General features: G+C 60.2%; 16 protein-coding genes and 1 tRNA gene. 5 read left to right on the top strand and 12 right to left on the bottom strand.

Features of this window, described 5'->3' with window-relative positions:
- Positions 1–70: 70 nt before the first annotated feature.
- Entirely contained in the window at positions 71–1801 is a 1731-nt protein-coding gene (locus RGAI101_RS05540; RefSeq protein WP_008225531.1) for a type I secretion system permease/ATPase, read from the top strand.
- Positions 1798–3105, top strand: a complete 1308-nt coding sequence (locus tag RGAI101_RS05535) for an HlyD family type I secretion periplasmic adaptor subunit (RefSeq protein ID WP_037227486.1) — start codon at positions 1798–1800, stop codon at positions 3103–3105. Before RGAI101_RS05540 ends, RGAI101_RS05535 begins: the two co-directional genes overlap by 4 nt.
- Before the next feature lie 6 nt (positions 3106–3111).
- Here the strand turns inward: RGAI101_RS05535 and RGAI101_RS05530 are convergent, their stop codons facing one another.
- From RGAI101_RS05530 to RGAI101_RS05490, 9 genes are all read right to left on the bottom strand, one after another.
- Complete coding sequence (locus RGAI101_RS05530; RefSeq protein WP_008227948.1) at positions 3112–3588, bottom strand: CIA30 family protein; 477 nt, start codon at positions 3586–3588, stop codon at positions 3112–3114.
- Positions 3588–4232, bottom strand: a complete 645-nt coding sequence (locus tag RGAI101_RS05525) for a glutathione S-transferase (protein WP_008227309.1) — start codon at positions 4230–4232, stop codon at positions 3588–3590. The genes RGAI101_RS05530 and RGAI101_RS05525 overlap by 1 nt, the downstream gene beginning before the upstream one ends.
- Positions 4229–5158 (bottom strand): AEC family transporter, encoded by a 930-nt coding sequence (locus RGAI101_RS05520; protein WP_008225008.1) that lies wholly within the window; start codon positions 5156–5158, stop codon positions 4229–4231. The genes RGAI101_RS05525 and RGAI101_RS05520 overlap by 4 nt, the downstream gene beginning before the upstream one ends.
- Positions 5159–5247: 89 nt before the next feature.
- The gene (locus tag RGAI101_RS05515; protein WP_037229096.1) at positions 5248–6045 is read right to left on the bottom strand and encodes an MBL fold metallo-hydrolase; all 798 of its coding nucleotides are present in this window, start codon (positions 6043–6045) and stop codon (positions 5248–5250) included.
- Entirely contained in the window at positions 6045–6851 is an 807-nt protein-coding gene (locus tag RGAI101_RS05510; protein WP_008225388.1) for a TatD family hydrolase, read from the bottom strand. The genes RGAI101_RS05515 and RGAI101_RS05510 overlap by 1 nt, the downstream gene beginning before the upstream one ends.
- Positions 6852–6877: 26 nt before the next feature.
- On the bottom strand, positions 6878–7993 hold the full coding sequence (locus tag RGAI101_RS05505) for a DNA polymerase III subunit delta' (RefSeq protein WP_008226348.1): 1116 nt from the start codon (positions 7991–7993) through the stop codon (positions 6878–6880).
- Positions 7994–8030: 37 nt separating this feature from the next.
- Positions 8031–8663, bottom strand: a complete 633-nt coding sequence (gene tmk / locus RGAI101_RS05500) for a dTMP kinase (protein ID WP_008226349.1) — start codon at positions 8661–8663, stop codon at positions 8031–8033.
- Positions 8660–9829, bottom strand: coding sequence for a D-alanyl-D-alanine carboxypeptidase family protein (locus RGAI101_RS05495; protein WP_008226048.1), 1170 nt, complete (start codon positions 9827–9829; stop codon positions 8660–8662). The genes tmk and RGAI101_RS05495 overlap by 4 nt, the downstream gene beginning before the upstream one ends.
- Before the next feature lie 25 nt (positions 9830–9854).
- Positions 9855–10727: an SPOR domain-containing protein gene (locus tag RGAI101_RS05490; protein WP_083792071.1), complete on the bottom strand. Its 873-nt coding sequence runs from the start codon at positions 10725–10727 to the stop codon at positions 9855–9857.
- 232 nt (positions 10728–10959) lie between these two features.
- Here RGAI101_RS05490 and RGAI101_RS05480 point away from each other — a divergent pair.
- A tRNA-Ser gene (locus tag RGAI101_RS05480) sits at positions 10960–11049 on the top strand.
- Between the two features lie 462 nt (positions 11050–11511).
- On the opposite strand, the gene RGAI101_RS05470 is transcribed toward RGAI101_RS05480, so the two are convergent.
- The 3 genes from RGAI101_RS05470 to RGAI101_RS05455 form a co-directional block, all read right to left on the bottom strand.
- Complete coding sequence (locus tag RGAI101_RS05470; RefSeq protein WP_008229200.1) at positions 11512–12156, bottom strand: hypothetical protein; 645 nt, start codon at positions 12154–12156, stop codon at positions 11512–11514.
- A 41-nt stretch (positions 12157–12197) separates the two neighbouring features.
- A complete protein-coding gene (locus RGAI101_RS05465) occupies positions 12198–12425 on the bottom strand; it encodes a hypothetical protein (RefSeq protein WP_008228579.1) in 228 nt (75 codons plus the stop codon).
- A gap of 193 nt (positions 12426–12618) precedes the next feature.
- Positions 12619–13122: a hypothetical protein gene (locus RGAI101_RS05455; protein WP_008226580.1), complete on the bottom strand. Its 504-nt coding sequence runs from the start codon at positions 13120–13122 to the stop codon at positions 12619–12621.
- A gap of 225 nt (positions 13123–13347) precedes the next feature.
- Between RGAI101_RS05455 and RGAI101_RS05450 the strand changes: the two genes are divergently transcribed.
- Together RGAI101_RS05450 and RGAI101_RS05445 are read left to right on the top strand one after the other, a co-directional pair.
- Positions 13348–13674: a hypothetical protein gene (locus tag RGAI101_RS05450; RefSeq protein WP_157044635.1), complete on the top strand. Its 327-nt coding sequence runs from the start codon at positions 13348–13350 to the stop codon at positions 13672–13674.
- Between the two features lie 223 nt (positions 13675–13897).
- A complete protein-coding gene (locus tag RGAI101_RS05445; protein WP_037227479.1) occupies positions 13898–15139 on the top strand; it encodes a leucine-rich repeat domain-containing protein in 1242 nt (413 codons plus the stop codon).
- Positions 15140–15249 lie beyond the last annotated feature (110 nt).

The following is a 15249-nucleotide window of genomic DNA, read 5'->3' as shown; positions in this document are numbered from 1 at the left end:
GCTGGCACATTTACTTAATCTATGAACATTACAGATCCCGAAAGTTTCTCTGGTTTGAAAGAATACCATCGTGAAGAAATCTCAATACGGACTGGCTGAATTGCGCAAAGCCCGGCGCAACGGCACAGGACTGCTGATTGCCGTGTTCCTGTTCAGCGTCTTTGTAAACATCCTCATGCTGACCGGCCCCTTGTTCATGCTTCAGGTCTATGACCGCGTGCTGGCCTCGCGCTCCGAGGAAACGCTGGTGGCGTTGTCCTTGCTGGTGGCGCTGCTCTACGGGTTGATGGGGTTTCTCGATTACGCGCGCGGTCGGGTGTTGGCGCGGTTCGGGGCACGGTTCCAGACCAGCCTGGACGACCGAGTCTTCGCCGCCGAGATGAAGCGGTCGATTGCGCCGAAATTCCGTGCCTCGCCGGCCTCTGGACTGCGCGATCTGGAAATCATGCAGCAAGTGTTTACCTCGCCTGCGATGCTGGCGCTGTTCGATGTGCCCTGGACGCCGCTGTTCATGGCCGCGATCTTTATTTTCCATCCGTTTCTGGGCTGGATGGCTGTCGGTGGCGGTGCGGTTCTGATCGTCGTGACCTTGCTGAACTCGTGGTTGACGCAGCGCAAATCCAGCGAGGCGCAGATCGCGTCCCAGAATGCACAAAGCTTTGCCGAGCAGTCGCGACTGTCCAGCGAAATCGTCCGTGCGCAGGGGATGGGCAGAACCATGGCGGAGCGCTGGCATATCATGCGCGACCGCGCGTTGGACCAGACCATCCGCGCCAGTGATTGGACGGGCCTTTTCGCGGCCCTGACCAAGACCTTCCGGTTGTTTTTGCAATCCGCGATGCTGGCCGTGGGGGCCTGGCTGGTGCTGAAAGGCGAGATGACCGCGGGTGCGATGATCGCCGGGTCGATCCTGCTGGGCCGTGCCTTGGCCCCGATCGAACAATCCATCGGGCAATGGCATCTGGTACAGCGGTCGATGCGCGGCTGGAAATTGCTGGGCGAATTGCTGCAATCCACGCCGCCTGAAAACATGACGATGAAGCTGCCCAAACCCGCCGCACAACTGGGGTTGAAGGGGCTTTCGGTCATGCTGCCCGAGGCCAAACAACTGACGCTGACCAACATCAATTTCGAGGTCGCTCCGGGGCAGGTTCTGGGGATCATCGGCAAGAGCGGGTCGGGCAAATCGACGTTGGCGAAAACCATGCTGGCGCTGGTCAGACCGTCCACGGGTGAAATCCGTCTGGGCGGGGCCACGCTGGACCAGTATGACCCGGACGATCTGGGGTCTTTCATCGGATATCTGCCGCAGCAGGTGACGCTGTTTAATGGTACCGTCGCCGAAAACATCGCCCGCATGTCGATGGTGCCGGACGAGGCCAAAGTGATCGAAGCCGCGCAGCAGGCCAACGCCCACGAGATGATCCTGACCCTGCCGGACGGCTACAAGACCGTCGTCCAAGGTCAGGACAGCCAGTTGTCGGGGGGGCAGCGGCAGCGCATCGCCCTTGCACGGGCGTTCTACAATGATCCGGTGTTGCTAGTGCTGGATGAGCCGAACTCGGCGTTGGACGCCGAAGGGTCGGAGGCGCTGAACCGTGCGGTGCGCGATTTCAAACGCTCTGACCGGGCGGTCATCATCATGACCCACCGACCATCGGCGATTGCGGAATGCGACCGCCTGATGGTGATAGACCAGGGCCGCGTCAAGGCTGACGGACCGCGTGACGAGGTGATGCAGGCCATGCTGCGCAACGTGGACACCGTCAAACAGACCATCGCAGCGGGAGCACGATCATGAACGTTGGGCAAACGAAAAAAAGGGCATGGCGCGTGTGGATGCCGCTGAGCATCGGGTTCGGTGCGCTTGTCGTGCTGGTCGGTGTTCTGGGCGTCTGGAGCGTGACCGCGCGGATCGCCGGGGCGGTGATTGCCTCGGGGATGATCCAGGTCGAAAACAACCGGCAGGTCGTGCAGCACCCCGAAGGCGGGGTGGTCGGTGAAATCCTGGCCAAGGACGGCGATGAGATCGAGGCCGGTGATGTGGTGATGCGGCTGGATGATGCTTTGCTGCAATCGGAACTGGCCATCGTCCAGGGCCAATTGTTCGAGATCAAGGCACGCCAGGCGCGTCTTGCCGCAGAACGGGACGGCTTGGAAGATATCGTCCTGCCCGATGAACTGGTCGAGGCGGCGGCAAACAGCCCTGAGATCGAAAGTATGATCGACGGCCAGCGCAGCCTGTTCCTGGCCCGCAAGGAATCCCTGCGGCGCGAGGCCGACCAGATTTCGGAACAAATTGCGCAGGCCAACAACCAGATCGAGGGGACTGAGGCGCAATTGGCGGCGTTCCAGACCCAGCAGGATCTGATCCTGAGCGAACTTGAAGACGCGGAATCGCTGTTGGAAAAAGGGCTGGCGCAAGCATCCAAGGTGTCGTCGCTGCAACGCGAACAAGCGCGGCTCTTGGGCGAGATCGGCAGCCTCAAGGCGACGGTCGCACAATTGCGCGGCCAGATCGCGTCGCTGGAAATTCAGGTTCTCAAGCTGACCACGACCCGGCGTGAAGAGGCGAACACCACCCTCAGCGATTTGCAATACCGCGAGATCGAGCTGGCCGAGCGTCGCCTGTCCTTGCGCGAAACGCTGTCCCGGATGGAGATCCGCAGCCCCGTGTCCGGCGTGGTCTACGATTCACAGATCTTCGCGTTGCAGGCGGTTCTGTCGCCAGCGGCCCCCATCATGTACGTAATCCCTCAGGACCAGCCGCTGGTGGTATCCGCGCGCATCGAGGCGATCAACATCGATCAGGTCCATGTGGGTCAGGAAGCATCGTTGCGGTTCGTCGCCTTTGAACAGCGCACCACGCCGGAAATTTTCGGGCAGGTGTCACGGATTTCGGCGGATGTTTTCAAGGACGAGGTCACCGGCCAGTCGTTCTACCGTGCGGAACTGCTGCCAAGAGAGGAAGAGCTGGAGAAGCTTGGCGACCAAAAGCTAGTGCCCGGCATGCCGGTCGAGGCGTTTATCCGCACCGCAGAGCGGTCACCGCTGAGCTATCTGGCCAAGCCCCTGACGGATTACTTCAACAAGGCATTCCGCTAGGGCGCGCTAGGCAAAGAACGCCACATCGCGCACCGCCAGATCAACCGCAAATGCGCGGCCCACAGCGACCAGCCCCAGACGGCGCAGCGCATGTGGGTCGAACTGCGCGTCGGTGCGGTGTGCTTCCAGATCGGCAAAGGCGCATCGCATCGTGGTCCACTGTGCAGGCGCGGTGAAGGGGATGCGAAAGCTTTGCCAGGGCCTGTCCAGATCGGTGGTGCGCAGCCGAAGATCATAGGTTTGGGCATTGCCGCACAGCGTCAGTTCAATCCCGGACCATGCGCTGGCGTCAACGGGGCCGCCCCCGTCGCTGAAATCAAACGCCATCTGCAAAAAGCCGCCGTTATTGTCGAGCGACACGTCGCCCGTCAGGCGCGTGGCTGCATGGCCTTGGACAGTTTCCCGGGTCAACTGGCCCTGTGATACACCGCCCATCACCGCGTCGGCGACATATTCCCATTTCGGATCAATTGCTTGCGTCATCAAAGGTCTCCGGCAGGTGGGAAAGGTGTTGGCGCGTCGCCCTCTGCCCAAGGGGGGTATTTCGCCATGATGCGCGCAAAGTCATCAGAGGCCATGAACGCTGCCAGCCACGCCTGAACCTGCCGCCACGGTTGCGCGTCGAACCAGGGCTTGTCGATAAAGGCAAACTGGCGCACGAAGGGGGCAATGGCCAGATCCGCGACGGTGGGGCGGTCAAAGATGTGAGTGTCGATCTGCGCGTTCAGATCGGTCAGGAATGCAGCGGCATGGGCGCGGTGCTGGAGCGGGTCGCTGTCCGGATACCGCGTGGCGTATTTCGTCCTGTCCAACGCATGCTTGAACGGCCCGTCACAGCGCGCAATCAGGTCACGTCCCGAGGCTGGCATATCCAGCAGGCCGTCGGGGTCGGAGATTTTCAGCGCCCAGAACATGATGTCGAGGCTTTCGTCGATGACCCTGACGGCCCGCCCTTCGGGCAGCACCAGACAGGGCACCGTGCCGCTGGGAGAGGCGGCCAGAAAGGCAGCGGGCTTGTCGCGCAAGACGACTTCGCGCAAGTGAACCGGGATGCCCGCAGCCTGTATCGCCAGCCGCGCCCGCATCGCATAGGGGCAGCGGCGAAAGGAATAGAGTAACGGCGTCATTGCAGGACCGTCAGCCACATCCATGCCGTCAGAACCGAGGCGATCGTGGCGATCAAGACCGAGCTTGCCGCGACGCGCCGCGCGCGCCCGTACATGTTCGCAAAGATATAGGCATTGAACCCCGGTGCCATGGCCGCGGTCAGCACACCCGAGCGGAACAGGTCTTGGGGCAACCCGAAACCGGTCCCCATCATCCACACGATCGCCGGGTGGACCAGCAGGGCAATGAGGCAGACCATGGCGATTGCCTTCAGGTCGCCTTCGGGTTTGTATTGGATCAACACGCCGCCAAGAGCGAAAAGCGCTGCGGGCAGGGCGGCGCGCACGATCAAGGACAGCCCGTCATCGATCACGCCGGGGATCGCAAAACCGCTGAAGTTCACCGCAAACCCGCCGATGATCCCGATCACCAGAGGATTGTGGAACATCGCATTGCCGACATTGCGCACAAAGCTGATGCCGGATTGACCCCGGTTGCGCACGAATTCCATGACCGTGATGCCCAGCCCGTAGCAAAACGGCGAGTGCATGGCGATGATCGCGAAATTGCCCGTCAGGGCGTCTTCGCCATAAGCGCGTTCGGTGATGGGCAGGCCCAGCAATACCGAATTCGAGAACAGGCAGCAAAAGCCGATGGCCACGCAATCCTCCCAATCGCGGTTGAACAGGAACCGTGCGCCAAGGATGCCAAGGGCAAAGCAGATCGCAGCGCCAGTGTAGAAGCTGATCAGCAAGGCGGGGTCGAAAGACGCCGACAGATCAAGTTTTGCGATGGACTGGAACAGCAGGCAAGGGATCGCAAAGCCTTGCGAAAACCGCATGACGCCGTCGATGCCCGCCACGGGAAACACCCCGCGCCAGACCGCGACATAGCCGAAGCCGATGACAAGAAAGACCGGAAGGATGACGTCTAGGAGGGTTTGCACGGGTATCAGGCCTTGGTGTGTTTGGCGCGGGTCGGAGCGGGGGTTTCACACCCCCACACCCCCGTGGAGTTTATTTGGCAAAATGAAGCTTAGGCGGGGAAGGTCAGGGTCAGCCCGTCATAGGCCGGCTGGATGTGGTCCGGCGTTTCATCGGCCAGCGTCTCGTAATCCAGATCGTTGTGCATGTTGGTCAGCACGGCGGTTTCGGGTGCCATGGCTTTGATCCAGTTGAGGGTTTGGGCAAGGTGGCTGTGGGTGGGGTGCGGGTCGCGGCGCAGGGCGTCGACGATCCAGCAACGGAGGTTTTCCAGATGCGGCCAGACGGGATCGGGGATCGTGGCCACGTCAGGCAGATAGGCAACGTCGTTCACCCGAAAGCCAAGCGCGTCCATACCACCATGATTGACCAGAAACGGCGTAAAGGTCAGCGCGCCGCCGGGGCCGTCGATTGTGACGTCGCCCTCGATGGGGTTCAGGTCGAGGATCGGCGGATAGGAGGAGCCTTCGGGTTGGACGAAGACATAGCTGAAGCGGTCCAGCAAGGCTGCGGTGGTCGGCGCATCGGCCCAGACCTGCAGCCGTTTGCGCATGCTGATGACGATCATGCGCAGGTCATCAATGCCGTGCACGTGGTCCGCATGCGAATGGGTGTACAGCACCGCGTCAAGGCGTGACACGCCGGCATCCAGCAGCTGGCTGCGCATGTCGGGGGAGGTGTCGATCAGCACGGATGTGGTGCCGTCCTTGGTGATGCGTTCCACCAGTATTGAACACCGCCGCCGCGCGTTCTTTGGATTGGCGGGATCACAGGCCCCCCAATGTCCGCCAAGACGCGGCACGCCCCCCGAAGAACCGCAACCGAGGATGGTGATCTTCATTTCGGCCATCATGCGGCCTCTTGGAAGGCTGCGACCTTGGTGAACAGGCGGTCGAAATTCGCCTGGGTCCGGGCGGCGAAATCGGCGTAATCAAGGCCGAAGGTTTCGGCCCCGCGGCGCGCCGTATGGGCGGTGAACGCCGGTTCATTGCGTTTGCCGCGGTGGGGCGGAGGCGCAAGATACGGGCTGTCGGTTTCGACCAATATGCGATCCAGCGGGGCGTTGGCAAAGATGTCGCGCAGATCCTGGCTTTTGGGGAAGGCCGTGATGCCGGACATCGACAGGTAGAACCCAAGATCGAGGGCGGCTCGGCCCAAAGCCTCTGTACTGGAAAAGCAATGCATCACGCAGGGGTAGGCCCCGTTGGCGTGTTCCTCGGTCAGGATGCGGGCCATATCGTCGTCGGCATCGCGCGCATGGATGATCAGCGGCAGGCCCGTGTCGCGGGCGACGGCGATATGGGTGCGCAGCGACGTTTGCTGGATATCGGCCGAGTCCGCGGTGTAGTGGTAATCAAGGCCGGTTTCCCCGATGCCCACCATCTTGGGGTGTTTGGTCAGCGCCAGCAGATCATCATAGCTGGCCATCGGTTCGGTGGCGACGCTCATCGGGTGGGTCCCGGCGGCGTAGAAGACCGGCGCATAGGCTTCTGCGATTGCACGCACGGCGGGTTCGTTTTTCAGCTTGGTGCAGATTGTGACCATACGGGTGACGCCAGCGGCCGTGGCGCGGTCGATCACGTCGGGCAATTCATCCTGAAAGTCAGGGAAATCAAGGTGACAATGGCTGTCGGTGATGGGGTAAATGTCGCTCATGCCTGTCCCGATTGTTGAAGTTAGGGCTATCGTGGGGCGTTATCACCCAGCTTGAACAGGGTATCTAGGACGAGCGCGGCAGGGTCAAGGTTCACCGCCATGCCGTGGCGGGCGCGGGCACCTATGTCTTGGGCGACCTCGGCCCAGATGCGGCCTTGGGCGGGGGTGGGGGCCAGCCGTGTCAGGATGGCATGTTCGTTCGGGGCCGCCTGGGTCTGGGGGGGATGGCCCAAGGCACCGGTGCGCGCGAGGCGCAGCATCAGCAGATCGGTCAGCGTGAACAGCAACGCCAGCTTTTCTTCGGCACCGCGCGCCGCGGCGGCTTCGGCCAAGGCAAGGGCGCGGGACCGGTCAAGCTGGGGCAGGGTGCCCAGAATGCCGACCAGTTCGGCGTAAAGCTGCAAGCCGCCCATCAGCGACAGGCCAAGCGCACCGCCGACGGACCCGCCCGAAAGCGCCGCCAGAGCCGCAGGATCGCCCTGGATATCGACGCCCGATTGGGCCAATGCCTGTCCCATCTGGTCGGAGTCCAACGTCCCCAGCCGCAAGGTCCGGCAGCGCGACCGGATGGTGGGTAGCAGGCCGGAAGGGCGATGGCTGATCAGCAGGATGATGGCGCGGGCGGGGGGCTCTTCGAGCATCTTGAGAAGGGCATTGGCAGCATTTGGGTTCATCAGATCGGCATCATCCACGATGACCACGCGGCGGCCCCCGTCGGCGGCGGACATCTGGAAGAAACCGTTCAGCTTGCGGATGTCATCGACCACGATCTGTTTGCGCAGGCGCTTGGTCTTTTCATCCACCGAACGGGTGACGGCCTTGAGCGCGCCTTCGCCGCCAGCCGCGATGCGCCGGGCGACAGGGTGGTCGGGATCGACATCAAGGCTGGTGGGCGGTTCGGGCGCGAACATGCCGCCCCCTTCCGGGTCCGGCGTGGCCAGCAAGAACCGCGCCAAGCGCCAGGCCAGCGTGGCCTTGCCCACGCCGCGCGGGCCGGTCAGCAGCCAGCCATGGTGCAGCTTGCCCGAATTGAAGGCATCCAGAAACGCCGCCTCGGCCGGTTCCTGGCCAATCAGGCGGGGCGTGTCGCGCGGGTGGCGCGCACCGTCGATACGGTCTGGCTGGGGGGCATCATCGCTCATGGGGGTGGTTTAGCAGATTGCGGGCGCAGGAAAAGGCCTAGCGGGCGTCAAGGCGCGCACGGGTCTGGGCGAGAACATCCGCCGCGACCTGATCGATCTGCCGCGCACCGTCTATGACGACAAAGCGGTCATCGAATTCCTCGGCCAGTGCCAAAAACCCCTTGCGCATGGCCACTTGCAGGCTTTCACCGAAATCCTCGAACCGCTCTTCGACAGTGTTGCGCGACAGGGCACGCGACAGGCCTTCGGCGGGGTCCATGTCGATCAGTACCGTCAGATCGGGTTCGATGCCGATCATCAGCGCGTGCAACTGGTCCACAGCATCGCGCAGATCACCCCGGCTTAGGCCCTGGTACATGCGGGTGGAATCGGCAAACCGGTCGCAAATCACCACCTTTCCCGCGTCCAACGCAGGTTGGATCGTGCGTTCAAGGTGATCGCGGCGCGCGGCAGTAAACAGCAGTATTTCGGTCTGCGCCGACCAGCGGTCAGGGTCGCCTTGCAGCACAAGGGCGCGGATTTCCTCGGCCCCCGGTGATCCCCCCGGTTCGCGGGTCAGGATCACGTCATATCCCAACGCCTCGAGCGATTCTTTCAAAATCTTGGTCTGTGTGGATTTGCCGGACCCATCAATGCCTTCGAAGCTGATGAAAAAGCCTTGGCTCTTCACGAAGCCGCCTCTGGCCCGGCGTTCAGGCGGTCCAGCAAATGCAGCGCTGCGGCCTGAAGTTTCACAAAGAAACCGCCCGGTGCGACGCTGTCCGAGGCGACCAGAGGCGCGCGTACCTCTGGCAGGTCACCACGGGTGAGCACCAATTCACCGATGGGATCGCCCTTGAGGATCGGGGCACGCAGCGGACCGGTATAGACCACCTCAGCGTTGATTTCGCTGCCGCCCGACACGGGGATGAGGACCGACAGGTCGTTCGCCAGTTCCAGCCCGACAGCTGTTTGTGCGCCCAATGCAACGGGGGCCTGGGCGATCTGTGTGCCGGCCGACCCCATTTCGCGTTGTGCGAACTGGCGAAAGGCCCAGTTCACGATCGCTTCGGATTCCTGCGCCCGTTCAGCAGCGGTTTCAAGGCCGGAGATTACGAAGATCACCCGCCGGTCGCCCTGTTTGGCCGATCCTACCAGCCCATAGCCCGCTTCTTGGGTATGGCCGGTTTTCAGACCATCCGCCCCGATCCCCAGACCCAGCAACGGGTTGCGGTTTGCCTTGTTCTGGGGCGCGCGGCCATCGAACAGGAATTCACGCTGGGAAAACAACGGGTAGTACTGCGGAAAGTCAGTGATCAAACGCATCGCCACAAGGCCGAGGTCCCGCATCGACATCCGGTGACCTGCGGCGGGCCAGCCATTGGAATTTGCGAAGGTGGAATTAGTCATGCCGATCTGCTGGGCACGCCGGGTCATCAGCCGGGCAAAGCCTGCTTCGGTCCCGTCCGGGCTAAGCGCTTCGGCGATCACGGCGCAGGCATCATTGCCCGACAACACGATGATGCCGCGCAGCAGGTCTTCGACCTTGACGCGGTCGGTGGTGTCCAGAAACATCGTCGATCCACCATAGGACATCGCATGCTGCGACACGGGCAGTTCTTCGGTCAGGTCCAGGCCGCCATTGCTTTTGCCCCGCTCGACCGCCTCGAACGCCATGTAAAGCGTCATCAGTTTCGACATTGACGCTGGCGGCAGCGGATCATCGGCATTCTTGGCCAGCAGCACGGTGCCCGTGGTCTGGTCGATCACGTAGGCCGCAGATGCGCGGGTTTCGAACGCGTGGCCGGGCAGGGTCGTCAGGATCAGCGCGATCGTGGCAGCAAAGATACGGATCATGGGGCGGGTTCCTTGTTTCAACGGGTCAGTTTGACACCGCATAGGCATCCGAGAACCCTTCGGTCTTGATGGATTTCAGCAATGCATTGAGTTCCGATTTCGACTTCGCGGGCCCGACGACCACACGCCAGAACGCTTTGCCGTCGATTTCGCTGCGCTTGACCGTTGGCAACATGCCCGCGCTGCGCATCTGGTTGGCAGCACGGTTGGCATTTGCTTCGACGCTGAAAATACCGATCTGCACAAAGGGTGTGCCAAGCGATGATGTCGTCTGCGGGGCCGCGGGTTTTGGCGCTGTCTGGGCGGGCAGGGCCGCCGCTGGGGCAGTATCTATGGCGGCACTTGCCGTCGTCATGACCGGGTCAAGCGTGGTTTCGGTCATGGCTGCGGGGGCTTCCACTGTACCTTGCGGTGCCGCGTCTTGCGGGGGGGTATCCACCTCTTGGCGGCGCAGGGCGGTCACATTCAGCGGTGCCGGAGCGCCTGCCAGTATGCTTAGCGCGGCCGCCGCATCGGACGAGATTTGTAGCTTGGGCCCCGGAAGGTCACGTTCGCGGCGAAACAGAGCGCCGATCACGAATTTGCCGTTTGCTTCATTCCGAATGATCACGCGCTCGGGGTCTGTGACATCGGGATGCGCAACCCAGACACCGCCCAGGCTTGGCCGACCGTCCCAAAGCCCCTGATCGTTTGCGGAAAATACATCAGGCGCTTCGACGTCACGTTCAACCAGCTTGGTTGACCCGGCAGGGGTCACCGCCCCCTGGCCGTCGGATTTCCCAAAACCGAACGTACCGGCTGCATCACACCCCGCAAGCGTCAGAGCGGCCACCAAAACGGCCGTCGTGCCGCGCAATGGTCGTATCCAGAGTGTCGGGAAATGCGATCGCCTGTTCATCTTTGTCGTCCTTGCCTGCTGGCGCGGCGTTTGCACCGCTGCCTGATCGCGCCGTTGATACGGCATGTTTAACGCCCCGTTGCCGGGGTCTGAGCAGCACAGTAGCGCGCACCGGGGCCTGTGAAAAGGCCGTCGCGCCGGCATCGGCAAATTTCCCCGCGAGATACATGGCGCTTTGTTGCATTTCGAGGTTTGCAGAATCGCTGCCAGCCCTTTAAGCGGTCCGTGCTGCGGAGGAGTGGCAGAGTGGTCGAATGCACTGGTCTTGAAAACCAGCGTGCGTGAGAGCGTACCGTGGGTTCGAATCCCACCTCCTCCGCCAATCTATCATTCTCCCCTTTTCGCCTTTTCCAAATCACCTTAAACTCGCGGGTCATTTCTGGGTTTGCGAAGCTGCGTCCCTTACCAATGAAGGTGTGCTGCAAAGGAAAATAGTCGGATCATTTACTCTCAGGGATAAAATCCAGAAATCCCTTGGTTTTCGTGGGTTGGGGCTCAGTGACATTTGGCTGAGTGGGCGGCGCGTCTGCGTAAGGCTCTTTTGGACTTGGGCCTTCAGAGGCAATCCGCGACCTTTCCATATCAGGCATGAGCTGCGCGGGACTCTCTAGCTGTGCCAAGATCTGCGAAACCGCCTTGTCCGGTAGGGACATTAAGCCAATGCTGCCTGCGGAGAATACAAAGAACATCAAAATGACGAAACCTGCCCTGGGCTTTTTGCCAAGTCTGGTGAAAACCTTGTCCGTAATCGCGATTGCAGCGAGAACGAGGGCGCACCCTGCGATTACGCTAACAAGGCGATCCGGCTCGAATGTAGCCTAATGGTGACCGCGACGAGAGCGATGACGATAAGACTGACGAGCAGGATCAGTCCGCCGACCGCCAGGCCCAGCTTCTCCTGCGATGCGACCGGGCTTGCGTCACAGCGTGCGGCAGGGTCTTTTTCTTGCTGCGGTTTCTTTGCGAAGCAGGCAAAGTCAGAGCTCGCCTCAACTTCGGGATCGCTCTTGGTCTGACGTGTCGGGGAGCTCTGGGACTTCGTTTCAGCTTTGGCTCTGGAGGCCGTGGTTTTTTGTTCCGCGGCAGCGTCTTCCGCTTTTCCGTTCATGTTGCTTTGGATCGGATGTTCGTTTCCGGCTACCAAGCCGAGCACGGGCTGAGCCGTCGCGAAATGTACGCCCTCGGGCACTGGACCTTCGATGATTGTCCCGGCAAAGGGCGCGCGCATCACGCCGGATTTGCCTTTGGAGTCCTTGAGAGTGTACAGCGCATCACCGGTCGCGACCTTCTGCCCGGCGGCAAAATGTACCGTAACGATCTGTACCGGGTAGGTCAGTTTATCGGGGAGTTTCAGCCTCTTGGTAATCATGCGGTTCAGGTACTTATCGTTATCGAAATTCGGATTTTCTTCTTCGACTTGTCGGCACACGCGTGTGGCTATTGATTTTTGTCAGCCCGCACATCCAGGATTCACCGAGCCAGACTTATAATGGTCAGAATACCGAATGTGGTCACTATTGAAAGCCCGCTGCCGATAAAGAACCAGAGGATCGGTTTCTCGACCTCCCACGTGAAAAAGTGGCGCAGGCCAAACACGTAAGGCATGGCCTGAAAGCCAATCTGCGTGATAACGAAAATCCAGCCGAACAGCGCATCGTCCTCGCCGGGCTCAAAGCCGTCCGGGAAAAAATTATACATTCGTTCGGTCTCCTCGTGTGTCGGTGCCTGAGTTTCGGGGTATCACACCGGCCTCACGTGCAATCTGGATCGCCTGTATTTTATCACCCGCGGCCATGGCTGTGTCGAATGCAGTAAGCGCCTTGTGCTGTCCGGACTGGTCCAAAGTCTGTCGAATTTCATCGCTGGACGGGATCAGCATCTTGCCCATGTGTCATCCACCTTGCGCGTTGTTCGGGGGGGAAACGACCCCGTGGGGGTTGATTTCAATATCTATTCTGGCCGCACTCTCCAGTTCCGTTCGGATGCTGGGCGGCAGTGCCCAGCGATCAAGTTGATATGTCACGTCGCGCCACGCCCTGTCGGCGGCAGCTTTTGCCATGTGCTCTGAGCCATCGAATGTGGTGGCGAATGCCGCACCCACGAGAGTGCTTAGACTATCCTTGCAGTGCGAAATGTCAGGCCCATCTATCGGTTTAGGGGCCGCAGGGGCGGGCCTATGGTCTGCCACCTCTATGCCATGGCGGTGCATCGCTTCGTGCAATATGGTTTCACATCTCGCGACATCTGCATCTGTTATCTTGCCCCGCTCACGTAGAAAATCGGAAAACGCGCGGTTGATTTCCACTTTAACGCGGCCGGACTGCCGAAGGCGCTCGGGCATGGTGTCAATCACATCCGCAACGAGCGCGTCGATCGCAATTGCCGTTGCTTCCATATTCACTGTTTCCCTTTGCAAAATCCCGTTCGCATCCGCCCGTCAAAGGAATGCCTTGATCTGCAAACTTTCCATGTGCTCAATTGTAATTGAGCCGAATGAGTGCACCAACTGTGTTGCATCTCACGTATCGGGATTAAAAGTACGTCTGATTGTGTCCGCCAGACAACCCCCATGCGCGAGAGGTGCTTTAACCGATCATTTCGAGCCACGTTGGAGAAAAAGATGAAAACTGTTTTCGCTCTCTCACTCCTGTGGACCCCGATGGTCGCTGCCGGCGATGAAGGGCTGTCGGGGAGCTATGCATTCAGGGGCGACGATTGCAGTGTAGGGCGCGTCATCATCAGCGATACAAAGCTGGACAGGGGGCACGTGCAATGCACCTTTACCGACAGGGTCGGGGTGCAGCGGATGCAGGCGGAACTTCGGGATGCCAATTGCCATGTCGAAGACCAGCCCGAGGCCACGCGGTATTTCATAGCGCGCACCGCCGAATGGCTCATGCTTTTTTCGCCGGATCTCGGGATGGAATTGCTGGATCATTGTTCCTGATGTGCCCGGTATTGCCACTCACTTGAACGGTTTCTGGCGTGTCTGTCTTGTCCGCTTGAATTAGCCGCCATTCAGGCGATGTGAGGGAGAAGCCGGTTTGAAAACATTTGAAGAGGGGGGGGGGGGAACATCCGACGATGTCTATGCACTGTTTGACAAATTAGCTGCTTTGAACTCACTCTGAGTAATGGCGGTTCACCCCAAGATAAAACGCTTGCGTTGGATGCGCTGGCTGGCCCGCGCCCCGTGGTTCAGGCGCAGCACTCAGAAAACGCTGAGCGGCGATCAAGGGAAAACGGCAAACAGTCCGGTCGTGGTTGCAGACCCAAAAGTTCGGGATCAAGCCTTTATCGACGCTAGAAAAGCCATTGCGGATCTAAAGGAAACCGGTGGTCGAAAGCTGGACCTCAAACACCTGAGTGGTTTGACGCAGTTGCCTCCAGAGATCGAGAAACTGCCGCTGACAGAGCTTGTTCTGGCCCAGATGTCCGGCAATTATCCCCACATCGATCTCGGCCCTTTGAAACGTATTGAAACGCTTGAAAGCCTGACGTGTGGTGGGGCCACCTTAGATCTTATGCCGCTGACGGATTTACCGTCCTTGCGGCGACTTGTCCTTTCCGACTGCATGTTGCCAGACGCGATGCAGCTGGGCAGACTGCGTCGGCTCGAAGTTCTAGAGTTGGTAAACTTTGACCGATGCGTTGAAACTGACACCATGCTGCGCGCTTTGGTGGATTTGCCCCGCTTAACGTCCCTAACGCTTTTCGATTGCTCGCTGCACGATCCCAGTCCGCTGACCGAACTTGTACGTCTGGAATCGCTGACGCTAGATCTTTTGTTCATTGACGACGGCTCCATGACGCCACCGGCACTTGATGCGCGTCTTCTTGCGCCGCTCACGCGTTTGAAAGTGTTGAGTGTTTCTGAGGCGGGGCTTTCCGATATTGGTCCGCTCACCAAGCTGACGGCGCTTGAAGACTTTAATATCTCAGGGAACGAGCTAACCGATCTTTCGCCACTGTCCGGTCTCACAAATCTGCGCGCATTGACGATGTCCAGCCTGCCGGTTGGCGATCTGTCGACCCTGGCTCCCCTGACCAAATTGCAGGATCTATGGGCCCTTTCTCGCGTGGCGACATCAGACCTGACGCCACTTTCCGGGCTGACCAGCCTTAAATCGCTGGCAGTGTCCGTCGCTGGTACTGATCTCTCTGTGCTCGGCCCGTTGAAGCGGCTTGAAGAGTTGGTGATTAACGCGGACGATCTACAAGACCTTTCGCAGTTGGGGGCTCTGACCTCGTTAAAAAGACTGACGCTTGATGGTGCGGGGGTATCAGATATTTCAATGATACCGAAATTGACCGCGCTGGAGGAATTGAATTTGCGACGGACAAACGTGCAAAGCCTCGATCCCTTGCGCGGGCTCACGACCCTGAAGATCAATGCCCACGGCTTGACCTAGGCGCACGACCGCGCGTTCAGCCAACTTATGATCGGGATGCGTTTGCTGATGCAGTTATACTAAGCCGTTACTGTCAGCTTTCGGGAGGAATATAGGCGCAATGGTTCGGG

The sequence above is a fragment of the Roseobacter sp. GAI101 genome (genome assembly GCF_000156335.1).
Lineage (GTDB): Bacteria > Pseudomonadota > Alphaproteobacteria > Rhodobacterales > Rhodobacteraceae > Sulfitobacter.
Note: the sequence above shows the minus strand (reverse complement) of the source record. Positions and strands in the feature narration are given on the sequence as shown.